The 17,109-nt window shown below is 70.3% G+C and carries 20 protein-coding genes and 2 pseudogenes; 6 read left to right on the top strand and 16 right to left on the bottom strand.

The window, feature by feature from the left end:
• The first annotated feature begins 68 nt into the window (after positions 1–68).
• Entirely contained in the window at positions 69–1,034 is a 966-nt protein-coding gene (locus VV867_RS07180) for an AraC family transcriptional regulator (RefSeq protein WP_109932366.1), read from the top strand.
• A 1-nt stretch (position 1,035) separates the two neighbouring features.
• Here the strand turns inward: VV867_RS07180 and VV867_RS07175 are convergent, their stop codons facing one another.
• The 6 genes from VV867_RS07175 to VV867_RS07150 all read right to left on the bottom strand — a co-directional run bounded on the left by VV867_RS07175 (position 1,036) and on the right by VV867_RS07150 (position 5,108).
• The gene (locus VV867_RS07175; RefSeq protein WP_089393223.1) at positions 1,036–1,404 is read right to left on the bottom strand and encodes a DUF3509 domain-containing protein; all 369 of its coding nucleotides are present in this window, start codon (positions 1,402–1,404) and stop codon (positions 1,036–1,038) included.
• A 178-nt stretch (positions 1,405–1,582) separates the two neighbouring features.
• Positions 1,583–1,738 (bottom strand): hypothetical protein, encoded by a 156-nt coding sequence (locus tag VV867_RS07170; protein ID WP_009621884.1) that lies wholly within the window; start codon positions 1,736–1,738, stop codon positions 1,583–1,585.
• A 160-nt stretch (positions 1,739–1,898) separates the two neighbouring features.
• A complete protein-coding gene (locus VV867_RS07165; RefSeq protein ID WP_109932362.1) occupies positions 1,899–2,321 on the bottom strand; it encodes a hypothetical protein in 423 nt (140 codons plus the stop codon).
• A gap of 175 nt (positions 2,322–2,496) precedes the next feature.
• On the bottom strand, positions 2,497–4,311 hold the full coding sequence (gene ftsH, locus VV867_RS07160; RefSeq protein WP_328566028.1) for an ATP-dependent zinc metalloprotease FtsH: 1,815 nt from the start codon (positions 4,309–4,311) through the stop codon (positions 2,497–2,499).
• Positions 4,312–4,515: 204 nt separating this feature from the next.
• Entirely contained in the window at positions 4,516–4,857 is a 342-nt protein-coding gene (locus VV867_RS07155) for a type II toxin-antitoxin system HicB family antitoxin (RefSeq protein ID WP_328565973.1), read from the bottom strand.
• Entirely contained in the window at positions 4,854–5,108 is a 255-nt protein-coding gene (locus VV867_RS07150; RefSeq protein WP_328565972.1) for a type II toxin-antitoxin system HicA family toxin, read from the bottom strand. The genes VV867_RS07155 and VV867_RS07150 overlap by 4 nt, the downstream gene beginning before the upstream one ends.
• A gap of 97 nt (positions 5,109–5,205) precedes the next feature.
• Between VV867_RS07150 and VV867_RS07145 the strand changes: the two are divergent.
• Positions 5,206–5,391 (top strand): annotated as a pseudogene (locus VV867_RS07145) (helix-turn-helix domain-containing protein); the annotation flags it as partial.
• Here the strand turns inward: VV867_RS07145 and VV867_RS07140 are convergent.
• Both VV867_RS07140 and VV867_RS07135 read right to left on the bottom strand, forming a co-directional pair.
• Positions 5,388–6,002 (bottom strand): helix-turn-helix transcriptional regulator, encoded by a 615-nt coding sequence (locus VV867_RS07140; protein ID WP_328565971.1) that lies wholly within the window; start codon positions 6,000–6,002, stop codon positions 5,388–5,390. The pseudogene VV867_RS07145 and the gene VV867_RS07140 overlap by 4 nt on opposite strands.
• A gap of 4 nt (positions 6,003–6,006) precedes the next feature.
• On the bottom strand, positions 6,007–6,648 hold the full coding sequence (locus VV867_RS07135) for a hypothetical protein (RefSeq protein WP_109932354.1): 642 nt from the start codon (positions 6,646–6,648) through the stop codon (positions 6,007–6,009).
• A 158-nt stretch (positions 6,649–6,806) separates the two neighbouring features.
• Between VV867_RS07135 and VV867_RS07130 the strand changes: the two genes are divergently transcribed.
• A complete protein-coding gene (locus VV867_RS07130; protein ID WP_089393220.1) occupies positions 6,807–7,580 on the top strand; it encodes an ABC transporter ATP-binding protein in 774 nt (257 codons plus the stop codon).
• Positions 7,581–7,784: 204 nt separating this feature from the next.
• Here the strand turns inward: VV867_RS07130 and VV867_RS07125 are convergent.
• The 4 genes and pseudogenes from VV867_RS07125 to VV867_RS07110 form a co-directional block, all read right to left on the bottom strand.
• Positions 7,785–7,934, bottom strand: a pseudogene (locus VV867_RS07125) (general stress protein); the annotation flags it as partial.
• A gap of 159 nt (positions 7,935–8,093) precedes the next feature.
• Complete coding sequence (locus VV867_RS07120) at positions 8,094–8,750, bottom strand: phosphoribosyltransferase (RefSeq protein WP_109932352.1); 657 nt, start codon at positions 8,748–8,750, stop codon at positions 8,094–8,096.
• A 2-nt stretch (positions 8,751–8,752) separates the two neighbouring features.
• Positions 8,753–9,481 carry an erythromycin esterase family protein gene (locus tag VV867_RS07115; protein WP_442965006.1) on the bottom strand — a complete coding sequence of 243 codons (729 nt, stop codon included), beginning with the start codon at positions 9,479–9,481 and terminating at the stop codon, positions 8,753–8,755.
• A 147-nt stretch (positions 9,482–9,628) separates the two neighbouring features.
• On the bottom strand, positions 9,629–9,901 hold the full coding sequence (locus VV867_RS07110; RefSeq protein ID WP_109932348.1) for a DUF1652 domain-containing protein: 273 nt from the start codon (positions 9,899–9,901) through the stop codon (positions 9,629–9,631).
• A gap of 329 nt (positions 9,902–10,230) precedes the next feature.
• Between VV867_RS07110 and VV867_RS07105 the strand changes: the two genes are divergently transcribed.
• Complete coding sequence (locus VV867_RS07105) at positions 10,231–10,473, top strand: hypothetical protein (RefSeq protein WP_109932346.1); 243 nt, start codon at positions 10,231–10,233, stop codon at positions 10,471–10,473.
• 2 nt (positions 10,474–10,475) lie between these two features.
• Here the strand turns inward: VV867_RS07105 and VV867_RS07100 are convergent, their stop codons facing one another.
• The 4 genes from VV867_RS07100 to VV867_RS07085 are packed head-to-tail and all read right to left on the bottom strand — an operon-like array spanning position 10,476 to position 13,493.
• Positions 10,476–11,132, bottom strand: coding sequence for a glycosyltransferase (locus VV867_RS07100; RefSeq protein WP_109932344.1), 657 nt, complete (start codon positions 11,130–11,132; stop codon positions 10,476–10,478).
• Entirely contained in the window at positions 11,129–11,713 is a 585-nt protein-coding gene (locus VV867_RS07095) for a class I SAM-dependent methyltransferase (protein ID WP_109932342.1), read from the bottom strand. The genes VV867_RS07100 and VV867_RS07095 overlap by 4 nt, the downstream gene beginning before the upstream one ends.
• Entirely contained in the window at positions 11,710–12,471 is a 762-nt protein-coding gene (locus VV867_RS07090) for a PIG-L deacetylase family protein (RefSeq protein ID WP_328565970.1), read from the bottom strand. Before VV867_RS07090 ends, VV867_RS07095 begins: the two co-directional genes overlap by 4 nt.
• Complete coding sequence (locus tag VV867_RS07085) at positions 12,468–13,493, bottom strand: acyl-CoA dehydrogenase family protein (RefSeq protein ID WP_328565969.1); 1,026 nt, start codon at positions 13,491–13,493, stop codon at positions 12,468–12,470. Before VV867_RS07085 ends, VV867_RS07090 begins: the two co-directional genes overlap by 4 nt.
• 184 nt (positions 13,494–13,677) lie before the next feature.
• On the opposite strand from VV867_RS07085, the gene katE reads away from it, so the two are divergent.
• Both katE and VV867_RS07075 read left to right on the top strand, forming a co-directional pair.
• Positions 13,678–15,804: a catalase HPII gene (gene katE / locus VV867_RS07080; protein WP_328565968.1), complete on the top strand. Its 2,127-nt coding sequence runs from the start codon at positions 13,678–13,680 to the stop codon at positions 15,802–15,804.
• A 230-nt stretch (positions 15,805–16,034) separates the two neighbouring features.
• The gene (locus tag VV867_RS07075) at positions 16,035–17,105 is read left to right on the top strand and encodes a DUF748 domain-containing protein (protein WP_328565967.1); all 1,071 of its coding nucleotides are present in this window, start codon (positions 16,035–16,037) and stop codon (positions 17,103–17,105) included.
• Positions 17,106–17,109 lie beyond the last annotated feature (4 nt).

The raw sequence follows: 17,109 nt of genomic DNA, 5'->3' as shown, positions 1-17,109 counted from the left end.
GCAAGGATACCCGCCCCACGCCGCGCTTTGATGGCTCAATCAGGACTTTTTCCGGTTATTTCGGGACCATGCCCAACAGCCCCTCGATCACCGTCCACTACGCCCAGGGCATCCTCCAGGCCGCCGCGCGCCTGGGCCTGCAGCTGCCCGCCGAACTGCGCGAACTGGGCCGCGAGGCGCGCATCCCGCTGGCGCGCCAGGACGAGCTGTGGGAGGGCCTGTGCGCGGCCAGCGCCGACCCGCTGCTCGGCCTGCGCCTGGGCAGCGCCCTGCAGGTCGGCCACCTGGACATGGTCGGCGCCCTGCTGATGAGCTGCGAGACCTTCGGCGAGGCCCTGGAGGCGCTGCTGGAGTACTACCCGATCATCGCCGAGGGCAGCGCGTTCAGCCTGCGCCACCAAGCCGGCGGCGTGGCCCTGGCCTACCAGCCAAGCTACAGCGTGCGCCGCGAGGCGCGGGTGGAAGCGGTGCTGGCCAGCCTGGTGCGCTTGAGCGCCTGGATCACCGGCGAGCGCGTGCGCCCGCAGGCGGTGCGCATCGGCCACGGGGCCCGCGGCGAGGCGGGCAGCTACCGCGAGTTGCTGGGCCTGCTGCCCGGGTTCGGCGCAGGCGAAGATGGCTTGGTGTTCGCCGATAGCGACCTGCAAGTGCCACTGATCCAGGCCAACGCGCCCATGCGCGAGCACCTGCGCCAGTTGGCCGACGCCCAGTTGCAGCGCCTGGGCGCGCAGAGCCTGGCGGCCCAGGTGCAGGGGCTGCTGCGCGAACACCCGCAGTGGGGCAAGGAGCGTGTCGCCGAACGCCTGGGCCTCAGCGGCCGGCACCTGAACCGGCGCCTGGCCGAGGAGGGCAGCAGCTTCAAGCTGTTGCGCGAGCGGGTGCTGCACGCCATGGCCGAGCAGCTGCTGCAGGGCCCCGCGCGGCTGGCGGACGTGGCCGAGCGCCTGGGCTTCTCCGACGAGAGCGCCTTCGCCAAGGCCTTCCGCCGCTGGAGCGGGACCACCCCCGGGCAGTTCCGCCAGGGCGCGGACTGACTCAGGCGTTGGCCGCCAGGGCGCGCAGGCGCTCGCCGGCCACCACGATCTTGCGCTGGCGGTGGCAGCCCTGGCCGGGGTTGAAGGTCTGCAGTTCGATGCGCTTGCGGAAGCAGTCCACCTGGTCTTCCTGCAGGGGCTGGCCCTCGGCGGTCAGCAGGTCGCGGCGGATGCGTTCGATGAAGTTGTTCAGGCGCGTCGGGTCACGCCATTCGCTGGCCGGGATGGCCCAGGTGGTCAGCAGGCGCCGGCTTTCGTTGTCGCGCAGCCTCAGCAGCAGGCCGCCATCCGGGCGTTGCTGGAGGTCGATGCGATAGTCGCTGAACTGTTCGCCGAGAAGTTGCGGGGCCTGGCTACGGTCGTTGTGCATGACGCTCTCCCTTGGTATCCGTGAAGCCGATAGGAGAGCTGTTGCAGCATGCGTTCCAGCTTCGCTTGAAAATTTTCTCTTTTCAAATCAGCAGGTTGATGGAGAGAAGCGAAGACGTGAGCGTGCATTGCGCACGATCGCACAAAGCCTGCACGGCAGAATGCAAGGTCCCGGGCGCTCAGTGCTGCTCGTCGATCACGCCTTCCTGGTGGGCGGCGGACAGGTGTGGCTCCTGGCCGCTGTCGACCGGGTCCAGCTCCACCAGCTCCTCCAGTTCATCGGCTTCGCGGGTCACCACCGGATCGGGGTGCGGGGTATCCACGGGGCTTTTCATGGGCATTCCTCCAGCGGGCATCGTGGCCCGTACCTCTGTTCAGACCCCACCTGCGCGGGCGCGTGCGATCCATTCATGCGCACGGTCTCATGCATACAGTGTCGTGCGAAAACCCGCCTGCGGGAGGCGATGCGAGGAACGGCAGGGAAAGGGGCGGCTGCTAGAAGCCGCTGGCTCGTCGGTGCCCCGGCTCGTCCAGGTGCATGCCGAAGGCCAGCTGGAAGAACTCGGCGAGCTGTTCGTCGAGCACCTCGCCGTCCAGCGAGTCCAGGTGCGCGCCCAGGCGGCGCGTGCGCTGGCCATGGGCGGCGTACTGCTCGTGGACCAGGCCCTGGAGTTCGGTATCGGCGACGATGCGGTAGAAGCTCGGCTGCTGGCTGCTGCCCAGGCGGGCGAACAGGCACAATTGCAGGTGGTCGTCCTCGTCCACGAGCAACTCGACCTGGCAGTCCAGGCCGCGGTCGCGGGCGAAGCGGCTGGCTTCCTCGAAGGCGGGCAGGGCCTTCTGCAGGACGTGGGTCTCGAAGGTGAAGAGGAAATCCTCCTCCGCGGGCCCCGAGGCCCTGGGTGCAGAGTCGTACATGCCGGCGGCTCCTGTGCGGGGGATAAGGAAACACGCAAACGGACCACGTAATCCCGGCGCCACACCTCGACCGCGCCGGACGACAACGCCCATGACACTTGTCTGGCGCCAATCTGTCAATGAGTTCCCCGGCATATGCGCGGCGCTGCAAATAGCCGGAGGTTAGAAGGCCCGTTCAGGGCGCCGGCGCGCCGGCCAGCGCCGGGAAGTCCTCGGGGGTGAGGGTTTCCCGCTCCAGCAGCAGGCGCGCGCCTTCCTCCAGGTCGGCGCGGCGTTGCTCCAGCAGGGCCCGGGCGCGGCGGAAGGCTTCGTCGATCAGCTCGCGCACGCACAGGTCCACCTCGCGGGCGGTCTGCTCCGAGTAGTCCTTCTCGCGCAGCCCCGCCAGGTGGCCGTTGTCGCCCGCCAGGTAGGGCGCGCTCTGCCGCTCCAGCACGGCCTGGCCGAGCTGCTCGCTCATGCCGAAGCGCGTCACCAGCTGGCGGGCGATGTCGGTGGCCTTGGCCAGGTCGTCGGCGGCGCCGGTGGAAATCTCCTCGAACACCAGGGCCTCGGCGGCGCGCCCGGCCAGCAGCACCACCATGCGGTCCTTGAGTTCCTGGCGGCCGATCAGGAAGCGGTCCTCGGTGGGCCGCTGCAGGGTGAAGCCCAGGGCGCCGATGGCGTGGGGGACGATGGAGACCTTGTGCACCGGGTCCATGCGCGGCAGCGAGGCGGCGGCCAGCGCGTGGCCCATCTCGTGGTAGGCCACCACCTTGCGCTCCTGCGGCTGCAGCAGCCGGCTGCGGCGCTCGGCGCCGGCGACGATGCGCTCCACCGCGGCGGTGAAGTCGGCCATGCTCACCGCCTCGGCGCCACGCCGGGTGGCGCCGATGGCGGCCTCGTTGACCAGGTTGGCGAGGTCCGCGCCGGTGAAGCCGGCGGTGATGGCGGCGATCTGCGTGCAGTCCAGGTCGCGGGCGGCGCTGATGCGCTTCAGATGCACCCGCAGGATGGCCTCGCGGCCGCGGCGGTCCGGGCGGTCGATGAGAATCTGGCGGTCGAAGCGGCCGGCGCGCAGCAGGGCCGGGTCCAGCACTTCCGGGCGGTTGGTGGCGGCCAGCAGCACCACGCCTTCGCGCGGGTCGAAGCCGTCCAGCTCGGCGAGCAGCTGGTTGAGCGTCTGCTCCTTCTCGTCGTTGCCGCCGAAGGCGCCCAGCCCGCGCATCTTGCCCAGGGCGTCCAGCTCGTCGATGAAGATGATGCAGGGCGCGGCCTTGCGCGCCTGCTCGAAGAGATCGCGCACCCGCGCGGCGCCCACGCCGACGAACAGCTCGACGAACTCCGAGCCGGAAATGGAGAAGAACGGTACCCCGGCCTCGCCGGCCACGGCCTTGGCCACCAGCGTCTTGCCGGTGCCGGGCGGGCCCACCAGCAGGATGCCCTTGGGAATGCGCGCGCCCAGGCGGCTGTAGGTGGGGCGGTCCTTGAGGAAGGACACCACCTCCTGCAGCTCGGCCTTGGCCTCGTCGATGCCGGCGACGTCGTCGAAGCTGACCCCGGTGTCGCGCTCGACGAACACCCGCGCCTTCGACTTGCCGACGTTGACCATGCCGCCGAAGCCCTGCTTCTCGGCCAGGCCGCGGAAGAAGAACACCCACAGGGCGAAGATCAGCAGGAACGGCAGCAGCCAGCCCAGCAGCTTGGTCAGGCCGCTCTGGGTGACGCCGGAGAAGTCCACCTCGGCCTTCTCCAGCTGCGCCGCCAGCTGCGGCTCGACGCGGTTGGTGGTGAAGCGCGTGCGGCCCTGGATCGGCTCCTTGAGGGTGCCGCTGATGCGCTCCTGGTCGATGCGCAGGTCGCTGACCTTGCCGGCGTCCAGCAGGCGCTGGAACTCGCTGTAGGGAATCGGCGCCTCGGCCGAGTATTCACCCAGCCAGTTCTGCAACAGCAGCATGGCCACGAAGGCCACGAGGAAATACCCGAGGTTCCATTGGTGGTGCTTTTCCATGGCCATGCTCGCTCCCGTGCCGGCAGGGGGGATGGATGCACGCCGGGCTCCGGCGTCGGCACCATTCAGGCACGAACCGCGGCGCGGGGCCTTGGCCGGGATCAAACAAAGGCGGAGGCGGCGTGTCCGAAGGATAGCCGCCGTTGGGGTCAGTGGCCGGTGAGTTCGGCGAGCAACTCGTCGCGTAGCTGCGGCATCCCCGCCTCAACCGGCGCGCTTTCCGGCCGCCCGCTCGAAGACGCTTTCCGCCCACTGGTTGAGGCTCTTGCCTTCGGCTTGTGCGGCGAGGCTGGCGGCGGCATGGACCTCGGGGCGGATGCGCAGCATGACCTTGCCCGAGGCCGGTTTCTCCGGCGTCACGCCCCGTTCGGCGCAGTCGGCCAGGTAATCCTCGACGGCCGTGTGAAAAGCCGTGTGCAGCTCGGCCACGTTGTCGGCATGGAAGCTGATGATGTCGCGGACGCCGAGCAGGCGGCCGACGAAGATGTCGTCGCGGTCGTCGAATTCTACGCGCGCCGCGTAGCCCTTGTAGGTCATGCAGTTCATGGTTCAACTCCGGCCCGGCGGAGAAATTCGCGGGCCTCTTCGACTTGGTACTTCTTCGCTTCCTTGCCCGGATGGGGGCGATGGCATCGCCAGATGCAAGCGCCCAGCGTCAACCTCACCCTCGATCCTTCGCGCTCCTGAATCTCACCTCCCAGGTGGAGGACCAGCGCTTCGATGTCGGCGAAGGCCAACGACGCACTCGTAGGCGTGCGAAAGAGGGCTTTCAGTGTTCTGGCGTGGCGATTCTTCATCCGGTGAATGCTATCGCTGGATGATAGCATTTCATGCCGGCGAGATCGTGGAGCACCGTAGGATCCGGCCGGGCACGTAGGGCGAATAACCGTTCGCAACCTGCCCGAGCTGTACGAACACATCGAGGAAGCCGTGTTCCGCACCGCCTACCACTACTGCCACGGCAACCAGTTGCAGACCGCCCGCCTGCTGGGCATCAGCCGCAACATCGTGCGGGCGCGGCTGGAGAAGATCGGCGAGCTGGAGCCTTCCAGCCGGACCCTCGCCGCCCAGCGGGGCTAGCCGCCGCGCCGCAGCTGGAAGCGGCACACCTGGCCGCCGCGCAGCATGCACTCGCGGTGGTCGACGGTGGCGCCACCGAGGCGGCCGAGCAGGGCCAGGTCCAGTTCGCAGACTTCCGGGTGGCGGCTGGCCAGGTGGTGGAACACGCAGTTGTGCGCGACTATCTCCGGTTCGCCGCCGCTGCGGGCGATCAGTTGCGCCTCGTAGCCGGCGGCGTTCATGTGTTCGACGATGCGCGCCTGGTCCACCGGGGCTGGTTCCAGTTCCGTGGCCATGCGCTCGCCCAGCTTGCGCATCAGCGCTACCAGGGCGTCGTGGCCGATGAGTTGCGCCACTTCGCCGATCAGCAGGTCGGCCAGCAGCTGGTATTGCCGGGGGAACAGCTCGCGGCCGCGGGGGCTCAGCTGGTACAGCTGCTCCGGGCGGCGCCCGGTGGGGCGCAGCGGGCCGCGCAGCACCAGGGCGTCGCGTTCCAGCGCCGCCAGGTGCTGGCGCACGGCGGTGCGCGTCACCGCCAACTGCTCGGCCAACTCGTCGATGCTCATGCCCTGCGCACGGTAGAGCAGGGCGCTGAGCAGGTCCTGCTGGGTGCGGCCCAATCCCTGAAGCATGCGTCTACCTCGCGGCGAACTTGTCGGGGAACTGCTTGACCAGGGCGCTGGCCAGGGCGTCGGAGAGCATCAGGATATGCCCGCGCATGGCTGCCCAGGTCCTGGCTTCGGCAGCGTAGTCGTGGGCGGCCAGCTGGTCGATCTGGGCGATGTGCTGGGCGCCGTGGGTGCCGAGCATGGCCAGCAGGTCGTTCTCGGGCAGGTTGGGGTTGGCCCCGGCGAGGAAGCGGGCGATGGCCCCGGCGTTGCCCTGCAGCTCGCCGACGGCGGCCTTGCGGCCATTGGCATCCTTGGCCACGCTGGCATCGCTGTAGTGCTTCACCGCGCCCCAGTGCCCGGCCAGCAACTGCAGCAACTGGTCGGCGGCCGGCTGGCCGTACAGCGGGGCGATGCTGTTGGCGATGGCCGTGGCGTTGGCCACCACCTGTTCGCCGGCCACCTTGGCCTGGCGGCTGTCGCCGGCCTGGTTGGCCTGGACGTAGTCGCGGATCCAGAAGATGTGTTCCAGCCACAGGTCGCGCAGCGCCAGGCGCGTATCCAGCGCCGAGGCCGCGCTGGGCGTGTCGGCGGCAGTGGCCGGGGTGGGCAGGGCGGCGCTGGTGCAGAGTGCGGCGAGTCCGAGGAAAAGCAGTGTCCTGACGTTCATGGCGATAGCCTCTTGCAGGTCGATAACACTACAAGAGCAATTTCAGCATATTTAAATGCCGTTATTGTTTTTGCCGACCGGAGGTCATGCCCGCCCCCTTGGCGCAGGCGGGCCCCGGCGCAGTATCCTTCGCGCTCCCCCAGCGCCATGAGCCGACCATGATCGAATTCCACAACGTCACCGCCTTCCAGCAGCAGACCCGCGTGCTCGACGGCTTTTCCCTGCGCATCGAGGACGGCGAGAAGGTCGCCATCCTCGGGCCCAACGGCGCCGGCAAGAGCACCCTGCTCAAGCTGATCAGCCGCGAGCTGTACCCGGTGGAGCGCGAAGGCAGCCACCTGAAGCTGTTCGGCAGCGACACCGTCAACCTGTGGGACCTGCGCAGCCGCATCGGCTTCATCTCCCAGGACCTGCAGGACGACTACACGCCCTACACCCAGGCCCTGGACGTGGTGGTCTCCGGCTTCTTCGGCTCGATCGGCGCCCACGGCCACCTGCAGCCCAGCGAGGCGCAGTTGCAGCAGGCCCGCGAGCTGCTCGCGGTGGTGGAGATGGAAGGCCACGAGCGGACCATGTTCCAGCGCCTGTCCACCGGCCAGAAGCGCCGCCTGCTGCTGGCCCGCGCCCTGGTCCACGCGCCGCGCGCGCTGATCCTCGACGAGCCGGCCAACGGCCTGGACATGGGTGCCAGCCTGGGCATGCTGCGCCTGTTGCGGCGCTTCTGCGGCGCCGAGCACGCGATGATCATCACCACCCACCACATCGACGAGATCATCCCCGAGATCGAGCGCGTGGTGCTGCTGGACCGCGGCCGCATCGTCGCCGACGGGCCCAAGGCCGAGGTGCTGACCAGCGAGCGCCTGTCCGCGCTGTACCAGACGCAGCTGCGCATCAGTGAAGAGGACGGTTGGTATCGTTGCTGGCATGCCTAGCCCGTAGGGCGCCAGGTTTGAGGTTGGCGGCGGATAATCGCGAACGGTTATTCGCCCTACGGATTTGTTCATGCATCTCTGCCAACGCCTCTCCTCGGTGTGGGGCGGAATCCCGTTGGGCATTGGGAGTTGGGTTACGTAGGACTCCGTCCGCGATCAGGTTCCCGGTGGAGCGGGCGCTCCACCGGGAGGGCACTTGCCAGGTTAGCTGCGCCCGCCTCCATGGCTGTGCTGCCCGCCCTTGCGGCCGGCTTCGGAGGCTTTCTCACGGTCGTTGGCGAAGTTGCCGCCGCTTTGCTGACCGCCTTTCTTCCCTGCCTCGGAGGCTTTTTCGCGATCGTTGGCGAAGTTGCCGGGATTGGTGTTTTTGGAAGTCATGAAAGTGCTCCTCGGATGCTTCGCATCCATTGGGTGGGCCGCCAGTCGGCCCACACAGTTACTGGGAAGGCAGCGCCGGAGAATGGTTCGAAGAAGTTTCGCCAGTGGTTGAAGTTCCGGCGCAGCCCGGCTGGATCAGGCGCCCGAAGGCGTGCGCGAGGGGCCGAGCAGGTCGATGACTTCCTGGTCGTCGAGCTGGTGGAAGTCCCGGTAGTAGTGGCCGACGGAGTGGAAATCCTCCGGTGTCAGCAGGCATACCAGTTCGTCCACCAGCGGCCGCAGTTTCTCCACGGTGGCCGGCGGCCCCACGGGCACGGCGAGGATGATGCGCCGCGGGCCGTCCTCGCGCAGGGCCTGCAGCGCCGCACGCACGCTGTTGCCGGTGGCCAGGCCGTCGTCCACCAGGATCAGGTCGCGGCCACGGCGTGACGCCAGCGGCTGCCGCCCGCAGTAGCGGGCGCGGCGGCGCTCGATTTCCCGCAGCTGTTCGGCCAGGCGGCGCTCGAACCAGTCGGGCGCCACGCGCAGCTGGCGCAGCAGGTCCTCGTCCTTCACCCACCTGGGCGGGTCGCCTTCCACCACGGCGCCCACGGCGTATTCCTCGTGGCCGGGCGCGCCTATCTTGCGCACCAGCAGCAGTTCCAGGGGGTACTGCAGGGCCAGGGAGATCTCATAGGCCACCGGCACGCCGCCGCGGGGCAGGGCCAGCAGCAGGGGCTCGTGCATGGGCCGTTCGCGCAGCGCCTCGGCCAGGGCCTTGCCGGCGTGCCGCCGGTCGTCGAATGCGTTCATCGTCAGACTCCGAAGGGGAAGGTGTCCGCCGCGCCCGGCGCCGCCTCGCCGGTGCCGGGCTGCAGCGGGGTGACGGCGGTGGTCCGGGCGAACCACAGGTAGGCGTCGAACTGTTCGCCCAGCACCGCCTCGCAGGAATCCCCGTCGCCCCATTCCACCCGCGCGCCGTAGGCCGCCGGGTCGCCCTGCCAGGGCGTGAGGCAGGCATAGCGCTCGCGGGCCTCGCGTGCGCGGGGCGGGTCGTGCAGCTCCAGGTACTGCAGCACCGCGGCCATGGAGGCGCGCAGGCTGTAGATGTCCAGGCCGCGGAATTCCACGCGTTCGGCGATGGGCAGGCCGGCATTGTGGCGGCGCAGCCAGCGCACGAAGTCGAGCACCTCGCGGTTGCGCCACATCCAGCTGGGGAAACGGCTGAAGGCGGCGTCTTCGTCGGGCTGGCCGGGGTAGTCGCGGACGTGGCGGTCCAGGCGCGTCGTGTCCGGCCAGTCGCCCTCGATGGCGACTATGTTGAAGCCGTGCCGCTCGACCAGCTGGCGGGTGATGGCGGCCTGCGCCCGGTAGAACTCCGAGGTGCCGTGGCTGGCCTCGCCGATCAGCACCACCCGGCCGTCGGCGTAGCGCGAGAAGAAGCCGCCGAAGGTCGCCGCGTCCGGATCGGGCAGCGGTTCGGCGGCGTGGCGCAGGCGTTCGACCAGGCATTCGCGCTCGGCTTCGCTGGGGAAGGAAGACATGCTGCGTACCTCGTCCCGTGGCTCATTCTGGTTTTGAGAAGGTGGCGGGGCGGGCGTTCAGGTTTTCAGTGCGGCGGCAGGCGGCCAGGGCGCGGACGGGCCGGGGTTTGCTGGGAGCCGGCGGCCCCGGCGAGGTTCGGGAAATCCCTAGCTGGCCTCCTGGTGCATGGCCGAGGCCGGCCGGTCCTTCTGCAGTATCGCCAGGTCCAGCGTCTGGCGCAGCTCCAGGGCCAGCCTGGCCACGGCGCGCAGGCTGTTCCAGTCCTGCCGCGGGATCTTCGGCACGGTCAGTTCCACGTCCGTGGAATTGGGCGCGAGCAATTGCACGGTCATCGAACCGTCCGCCTCGAGCGTGCAGCGGCAGCCGTAGGGCGCGAAGCTGTCTTCGAGGATGCGTTTGGCCTGCAGGTAGGTTTGCATGGAAGGACTCCGGGTAATCGATTCGCTCAGGCGTGTCCGCGCAGGGCCCGGGGCCTCTCGGCCCGCTCACGCCGAAAAGCCGACGCCAGGAAATGAACGATAGCCGGCTAGCGAACCGTTGTTATGACTTTTTCTTATAGCAATAACCGCATTCCGGCATGCCCATCCGCCGCAGCCGGTCGGCGACCGCGGCTGAACCCTGGACCTGCGCACCGGTCAGTCGGAGACCACGCACCACGGGCGGCGCCGCTGGCGCCGAGCCGCGGACAGCTCAAGCGTTTCGACGAATGGCCGCCGCCGGCGGCAGCCCACCCAGGAGGCACAGGACCATGGCGCACCCCCCGCGTTTCCGCATCCACTACGAGCTCGAAGGCCAGCCCTGCTCCCACGAGGTGGAGGCCCCCGGCGGCGACCTGACCCCGGACCAGGCGCGCTTCCAGCTGGAAAGCCTGCACTCGGACGCCAACCCGGCGGACATCACCGAGCTGCGCATCGTCCCGCTGACCCCCGGCGAGGGCGAGACCGGCCCCGGCGACGGCTGGCAGGCCGGCGCCCCCGATGGCGCGGCCTGAGCCTAGAGCGGTTCGGCGAGGCTTTCCAGGTAGGCGCCGAAGCCGCCGTGGGCGCGGTAGTCGCGGCGGGCGCTGGTGGTCACGCAGGTCTGGTGCGTCCAGACGATGCGGGCGCCGCAGCGCTCCAGGTCGCGCACCAGGTGCAGGTCCTCGTCGCAGGGTAGCGGGCGGAAGCCGCCAGCGCGGCGATAGGCGAGGGCGCACACGCCCAGGTTGGCACCGTGCACGTGGCGGTGGCCCTCGCGGGGCTGGTAGTGGCGCAGGTAGCGCGCCCGCACTTCGGGGGCATGGGCCGACCAGTCGTCCAGGCGCACCGTGCCGCACACTGCCTCGGCGCCGAAGGCCAACTGGCGCACCAGCCAGTCGGGGCCGACGCAGCTGTCGGCGTCGGTGCAGGCCAGCCAGCGCGCGCCCAGGCCCAGCAGGTGCTGGGCTCCGGCGCGGCGGGCCTGGCCGACGTTGCGCGCCGCCAGCGGCAGCACCGCCACGCCCAGCTCGGTGGCGATGGCCGCGCTGCCGTCGGTGCAGCTGTCGAGCACCGCCAGTACGCGCACCGGCTCGCCGCCCAGGGCCGGGTGCCGGGCCGCTTCCAGCAACGACAGCAGGCAGCCGCGCAGGCGGCCTTCCTCGTTGTGCACCGGCACCAGCACGCCGATCACGGGGCGGCCCCGGCGCTGTCGTCGAACCACAGTTCCAGGCGGAAGTCCGGCTCCAGGTGGCGGACCCGCGCCGGCGCGCCCATGGCCTCGGCGAGCAGGGCATGGACGTCGTCGCCGGCCATCTCGCAGCCCGGGATCGGGTGGCGCCAGTGGCAGGCCACCAACGCGCCGCCGCGTTCCAGGCTGGCGGCGGCGCGTTCACAGGCCAGGCGCCAGGCCGGCGGGGCGAGGTAGTAGCCCAGCTCGCCGAGCACCACCAGGTCGAAACGGCCGGCGGGCCAGTCCTGCGGCAGGCCGCCCTGGCGTACGCGGGCGTGGTCGCAGCTAGCCAGGCGCTGGCGCGCCAGGCCCACGGCGGTGGCGCTGGGGTCGCTGCACAGCAGCTGGTCGCAGCGCTGCGCCAGTTCGATGCTCAGCTCGCCGTTGGCGCAGGCCGGCTCGAAACCGCGGGCGAAGCGCGGGCGCGGCAGGCAGGCCAGCAGCAGCGAGCGCTTGCGCCGCTCGTACCAGCGGGTGCGGAAGGCCCAGGGGTCGGGATCGCCGGCGTACAGCGCCTCGAAATGGCTGGCGGGCAGGCTCAAAGGAAATACACCTCGAAGGGTTGGCTGAGGGTTTCCAGCAGGTGCGGGCCGAGGATGGGGCCGGCGCCGCGGCTGGGGTCCGCCTGCAGTTGGCTGGCATGGGCGGCGATGGCCCGGCGCTTGCGCCACAGGGCGCGCTCGTCCAGGTCCAGGCGCCGGGCCCGCGCCCAGGGCAGGCGCGGGTCGCCGGGCTCGGCCCAGTGCCAGGCCCAGATCGGCACTTCGCAATGGCGTGCGCCGCGGGCGGCGGCCGCCGCCGCGCAGGCCTGGCCGACCTGTTCGTGGTCCGGGTGGCCGTCGTGGCGCCAGGTGCTGACCAGCCTGTCGCCGGGGCGCAGCAGGCCGCGCAGGGCGGCGTCGAGGGTGGCCGCAGCGACCTGGCCATCGGCCATGCGCAGGCGTCGCCAGTGCAGGCGGGGCAGGTCCAGGCCGAGGCGGGCGAGGGCCTCGCGGCTCTCCTGCGGGCGCACTTCGCGCAGGCGCTCGCGGGGCCACAGGGGCGAGCCGGGGTGGCTGGCCTCGCCGTCGGTGACCGACACCAGCAGCGTCTCGCCGGCCAGGGCGCCCAGGCTGGCCAGCAGGCCGCCGCAGCCCAGCACCTCGTCGTCGGGGTGCGGCGCCACCAGCACCAGGCGCCCGCCGCCCAGCAGCGCCGGCGGGGTAATCCGCGGCAGGCGCTGCAGGCCCGGCCAGGTGCGCCAGGCACCGGGCGCGGTGCCGGCGCCGGCCGCGGCGATCGGGTCCTGTGCCGCACTCATAGCGCCCAGGCCTCGGTGGCCTGGGCGGTCAAGCGCAGCCCCAGGCAGGCCAGGTCGCGCTCGCCATGGCTCTGGCGCAGGAACACCGGCAGGTCGGCGGCCAGTTGGGCGAAGTGGTGGTCGCGGCAGAAGGGCGTGGCGCCCAGGGCACGGCCGACGTGCCACTGCACCGCCTCCACGGCGCCCTCGACCTGGGCCCGCACCCGCCGTGCGCCGAGTTCGGCGCAGGCGTCGGGGTTGTCGTCGATCCAGCTGGCGCATTCGCGCAGCGCGCCGGCGGCGCCGGCCAGGGCAGCGTCCACCGCGCCCAGGTGGGCCATGGCGTGGGGATCGTCGGTATGCCCATGGTGCAGGTAGCTGGCCAGGCGGCTGGCGGCGCCGTACCAGCAGGCGGCGATGCCCGCCGCGCCGTGCCAGAAGCCCGGGCGCTCCAGGTAGGCCAGCGGCCCGCCGACGCAGCGCGCCTCGGCCGCCTCGAAGGTAACCTCGACGCTGGCGGTGGCGGCCATGCCCACGGCGTTCCAGCCGCCCTTGGCGACCCGCACGCCGGGCTGCGCCAGGTCCACCGCCACCAGCTGCGGGCGCTCGTCCTCGTCACGGACGCTGACCAGGGCGCGGTCGACCTGGGCGGCACCGGAGCACCAGGGCTTGACCCCGCTGATGCGCACCTCGTCGCCCCGGCGCGCCTGGATGCGCACCAGCCGGGCCGGTGGGTCGGCGGCCCACACCGCCCAGATGCCGGGGCGGCGCGGCACCTCGGGGGCCAGTTCGGCGAGGATCGCCAGGGCGTCGGTGTGGCCCTCGTACAGCTTGAGCAACGACAGGTCGCTGCCGGACACCGCCGCCAGCGCCTGCCAGCGCTGCAGGGTCAGGCCGCTGCCGGGGCGGGGCAGTTGGTCGAGGCCGGCGGCGCACAGCTCGCGCAGGCGGCTGCCCAGGGTGGCCGGCTGGCGGTTGAGGTCGCGGGGGAGTTCGAAGTCGGCGAGGGCCTGCAGCAGGCCGATGGGCAGGTCGTGGGGCATGACGGCTCCGGCGAAGGTCGTTTCCCAGCCGACTGCCACGCAGCGCCGCAGGTTCAAACCGAACGCCGAACGCGCCGCCTGCGCACCGCCGGGGAAAAAAGCCTGAACTCCGCCGCCGCGCCCGCCCCCAAGCAAGAGCCAGCGCGCGCCATGGGCGCCGCCCACCTGATCAGGAGATGGACAGATGACACAGAAGAAAGAGTCCGGCAAGCACAGCCAACTGGCGGGGACCCAGACCACCGACCGCGGCAACGGCAACGAGAAGCTCGAACAACTGGAGCGCTACCGCGAGGACGCCACCGGGCAGCCCCTGACCACCAATACCGGCACGCGCATCGCCGACAACCAGAACACCTTGAGCGCCGGCCCGCGCGGCCCCTCGCTGCTCGAAGACTTCATCATGCGCGAGAAGATCACCCACTTCGACCACGAGCGCATTCCCGAGCGCGTGGTCCACGCCCGTGGCTCGGCGGCCCACGGCTACTTCGAGGCCTACGACGATTGCAGCGCGCTGACCAGGGCGGCGTTCCTCGGCAAGGCCGGCAAGCGCACCCCGGTGTTCGTGCGCTTCTCCACCGTGCAGGGGCCGCGCGGCTCGGCCGATACCGTGCGCGACGTGCGTGGCTTCGCGGTGAAGTTCTACACCGAGGAGGGCAATTTCGACCTGGTGGGCAACAACATGCCGGTGTTCTTCATCCAGGACGCGATCAAGTTCCCCGACTTCGTCCACGCGGTGAAGCCCGAGCCGCACAATGAGATCCCCACCGGCGCCTCGGCCCACGACACCTTCTGGGACTTCGTCTCGCTGCAGCCGGAGTCGGCGCACATGGTCATGTGGCTGATGTCCGACCGCGCCATCCCCATCGCCTACCGCAACATGCAGGGCTTCGGCGTGCACAGCTTCCGCCTGGTCAACGCCAATGGCCAGAGCACCCTGGTGAAGTTCCACTGGCGGCCGAAGTCCGGCACCTGCTCGCTGGTCTGGGACGAGGCGCAGAAGCTCGCCGGCAAGGACCCGGACTTCAACCGCCGCACGCTCTGGGAAGACATCGAGAAGGGCGACTACCCCGAATGGGAGCTGGGCGTGCAGCTGATCGCCGAGGACGACCAGGACAAGTTCGACTTCGACCTGCTCGACGCCACCAAGCTGGTGCCCGAGGAACAGGTGCCGGTGCAGGTGCTCGGGCGCATGGTGCTGGACCGAAACCCGGACAACTTCTTCGCCGAGACCGAGCAGGTGGCCTTCCACGTCGGCCACATAGTGCCGGGCATCGACTTCACCAACGACCCGCTGCTGCAGGGCCGGCTGTTCTCCTACACCGACACCCAGCTGCTGCGCCTGGGCGGGCCGAACTTCAACCAGATCCCCATCAACCAGCCGCTGTGCCCGTTCCACAATAACCAGCGCGACGCCTTCCACCAGCACACCCTGCATCGTGGGCGGGCCTCCTACGAGCCCGACTCCATCGACGCCGGCTGGCCCCGGGAGACGCCGCCGGCGGCGCGCCAGGGCGGCTTCGTCAGCTACCATGAACCCATGACCGGCACCAAGGTGCGCGAGCGCCCGGACTCCTTCGGCGACCATTTCAGCCAGGCCGCGCTGTTCTGGCACAGCCTGAGCGAGGCCGAGCAGAACCACGTGGTGGCGGCCTACGCCTTCGAGCTGGGCAAGGTGGAGCGCCAGGCCATCCGCGAACGCGAGGTCAACGAGGTGCTGGCGAACATCGACGCCCAGCTGGCCGCCCGGGTGGCCCAGCGCATCGGCGTGCAGGTCACCGCCCGGGCCCCGCGGCGCACGCCGCCGCAGCCCTCGCCGGCGCTGAGCCAGGTGAACCTGCTGCCCGGCGACATCCGCTCGCGCAAGGTGGCGATCCTGATCGCCGACGGCGCCAGCGAAGGCGAGGTCGGCGACATGCTCCAGGCCCTGGGCGCGGAGGGTGCCAGCGCCAAGCTGATCGCGCCCACGGCGGCGCCGGTCAAGGCCGACAGCGGCGCCACCCTGACGCCCCAGGGCACCTGGGACGGCCTGCCCTCGGTGGCTTTCGACGCGGTCTACGTGCCCGGCGGGGTGGCGGTCACCCTGGGCGTGGACGGCGCCGGCATGCACTACCTGCTGGAGGCCTACAAGCACCTCAAGCCGCTGGCCTTCAGCGGCGACGGACAGGCCCTGCCGGGGCAACTGGGCCTGCAGCCGGACGACGGCGTGGTGATGGGGGCGACGGTGGCGGACGTGTTCGGCGGGTTGAAGAACGCCTTGCTGCAGCATCGTATCTGGGCCAGGGAAGCGCAGGTGGGGGCGGTGCCGGCGTGAGGTGAGCCCGGGTGGGAGCACGGTGTTTGGGCCAGCGGCGGATAACCGCGAACGGTTATTCGCCCTACAGGCCGGCTGACGCAGCGTTATCCGCCAACACCGCGAGGCGGTGGATGCGCCGCGCGAGGACGGGTTCCTCGCCCGCCAGGCGCGGCGGGAGAGGAAATGACCTCGCGCCGGGGCGCCATCCACTGCACCGGTCCACTGGCAGAGAGCCTCCGGAGGCGAGGATGAAAAGACGCTACAGCCTGCTCTTGTCGAGCGTCCTGGCGATCCTGGCGTTGCTGCTGGTCGCGCATGTCGCGTTGCCCTACGTGATCCGCGACTACCTCAACGGCAAGCTCGACCGGATGGGCGACTACCACGGCCAGCTCGCCGACGTCGATCTCGCGCCGTGGCGCGGGGCATACCGGATCAATGGCCTGAAGATCGTCAAGGTCAACGGCAAGGTGCCGGTGCCGCTGCTGGACGCGCCGGTGATCGATCTGTCGGTGAGCTGGCACGCGCTGTGGTACGGCCACGGCATCGTGGCGCGGGTGGTCTTCCTGCGGCCGGAGCTGAACTTCGTCGACGGTAGCGACCGCCAGGACTCCCAGAGCGGCGCCGGTACCGACTGGCGCGAGCAGCTGGACAAGCTGCTGCCCACCACCCTGGACGAGGTGCGCATCGAGGACGGCCGCATCCACTTCCGCAATTACCGCTCCAGGCCGCCGGTGCATCTCACCGCCAGCGCGGTGCAGGCGAGCCTGTACAACCTGACCAACGTGGCGGACGAGAAGGGCAAGCGGGTGGCCCGCTTCGAAGGCCATGCCCGGCTGTTCGGCCAGGCGCCGCTGGAAGTGCAGGCGTCCTTCGACCCCTTCTCCGACTTCGAGGACTTCGTACTGCGCCTGCGGGCCAGCGACGTGGAGCTGCGGCGGGTGAACGACTTCGCCTCGGCCTACGGCAAGTTCGACTTCAACCAGGGCCACGCCACGCTGGTGATCGAGGCCACGGCGGACAAGGGGCGGCTCAGCGGCTACATCAAGCCGTTGCTGCGCGACGTCGACGTGTTCAACTGGCAGCAGGACGTGGAGGAGAAGGACAAGGGCCTGTTCCGCTCCATATGGGAAGCCCTGGTCGGCGGCGGCGAGACGCTGCTGAAGAACCAGCGCAAGGACCAGTTCGCTACCCGCGTCGACCTCAGCGGCAACATCCATGACCAGGACGTCAGCGCTTTCCAGGCCTTCCTCGGCATCCTGCGCAATGCCTTCATCCAGGCGTTCAATGCGCGCTACGAGCGTTCCGCGCCCGAGGACTGAAGCG

The organism is Pseudomonas sp. JH-2, assembly GCF_036231725.1.
Lineage (GTDB): Bacteria > Pseudomonadota > Gammaproteobacteria > Pseudomonadales > Pseudomonadaceae > Pseudomonas > Pseudomonas delhiensis.
This window is presented reverse-complemented; position numbering and strand designations above follow the sequence as displayed.

What these genes read in the sequence shown, in the direction of transcription:
- VV867_RS07180 (WP_109932366.1), top strand. Translation starts at nt 69, where the DNA reads ATGCCCAACAGCCCCTCGATCACCGTCCACTACGCCCAGGGCATCCTC.
- VV867_RS07175 (WP_089393223.1), bottom strand. Translation starts at nt 1,404, where the DNA reads ATGCACAACGACCGTAGCCAGGCCCCGCAACTTCTCGGCGAACAGTTC.
- VV867_RS07170 (WP_009621884.1), bottom strand. Translation starts at nt 1,738, where the DNA reads ATGAAAAGCCCCGTGGATACCCCGCACCCCGATCCGGTGGTGACCCGC.
- VV867_RS07165 (WP_109932362.1), bottom strand. Translation starts at nt 2,321, where the DNA reads ATGTACGACTCTGCACCCAGGGCCTCGGGGCCCGCGGAGGAGGATTTC.
- ftsH (WP_328566028.1), bottom strand. Translation starts at nt 4,311, where the DNA reads ATGGAAAAGCACCACCAATGGAACCTCGGGTATTTCCTCGTGGCCTTC.
- VV867_RS07155 (WP_328565973.1), bottom strand. Translation starts at nt 4,857, where the DNA reads ATGAACTGCATGACCTACAAGGGCTACGCGGCGCGCGTAGAATTCGAC.
- VV867_RS07150 (WP_328565972.1), bottom strand. Translation starts at nt 5,108, where the DNA reads ATGAAGAATCGCCACGCCAGAACACTGAAAGCCCTCTTTCGCACGCCT.
- VV867_RS07140 (WP_328565971.1), bottom strand. Translation starts at nt 6,002, where the DNA reads ATGCTTCAGGGATTGGGCCGCACCCAGCAGGACCTGCTCAGCGCCCTG.
- VV867_RS07135 (WP_109932354.1), bottom strand. Translation starts at nt 6,648, where the DNA reads ATGAACGTCAGGACACTGCTTTTCCTCGGACTCGCCGCACTCTGCACC.
- VV867_RS07130 (WP_089393220.1), top strand. Translation starts at nt 6,807, where the DNA reads ATGATCGAATTCCACAACGTCACCGCCTTCCAGCAGCAGACCCGCGTG.
- VV867_RS07120 (WP_109932352.1), bottom strand. Translation starts at nt 8,750, where the DNA reads ATGAACGCATTCGACGACCGGCGGCACGCCGGCAAGGCCCTGGCCGAG.
- VV867_RS07115 (WP_442965006.1), bottom strand. Translation starts at nt 9,481, where the DNA reads ATGTCTTCCTTCCCCAGCGAAGCCGAGCGCGAATGCCTGGTCGAACGC.
- VV867_RS07110 (WP_109932348.1), bottom strand. Translation starts at nt 9,901, where the DNA reads ATGCAAACCTACCTGCAGGCCAAACGCATCCTCGAAGACAGCTTCGCG.
- VV867_RS07105 (WP_109932346.1), top strand. Translation starts at nt 10,231, where the DNA reads ATGGCGCACCCCCCGCGTTTCCGCATCCACTACGAGCTCGAAGGCCAG.
- VV867_RS07090 (WP_328565970.1), bottom strand. Translation starts at nt 12,471, where the DNA reads ATGAGTGCGGCACAGGACCCGATCGCCGCGGCCGGCGCCGGCACCGCG.
- VV867_RS07085 (WP_328565969.1), bottom strand. Translation starts at nt 13,493, where the DNA reads ATGCCCCACGACCTGCCCATCGGCCTGCTGCAGGCCCTCGCCGACTTC.
- katE (WP_328565968.1), top strand. Translation starts at nt 13,678, where the DNA reads ATGACACAGAAGAAAGAGTCCGGCAAGCACAGCCAACTGGCGGGGACC.
- VV867_RS07075 (WP_328565967.1), top strand. Translation starts at nt 16,035, where the DNA reads ATGAAAAGACGCTACAGCCTGCTCTTGTCGAGCGTCCTGGCGATCCTG.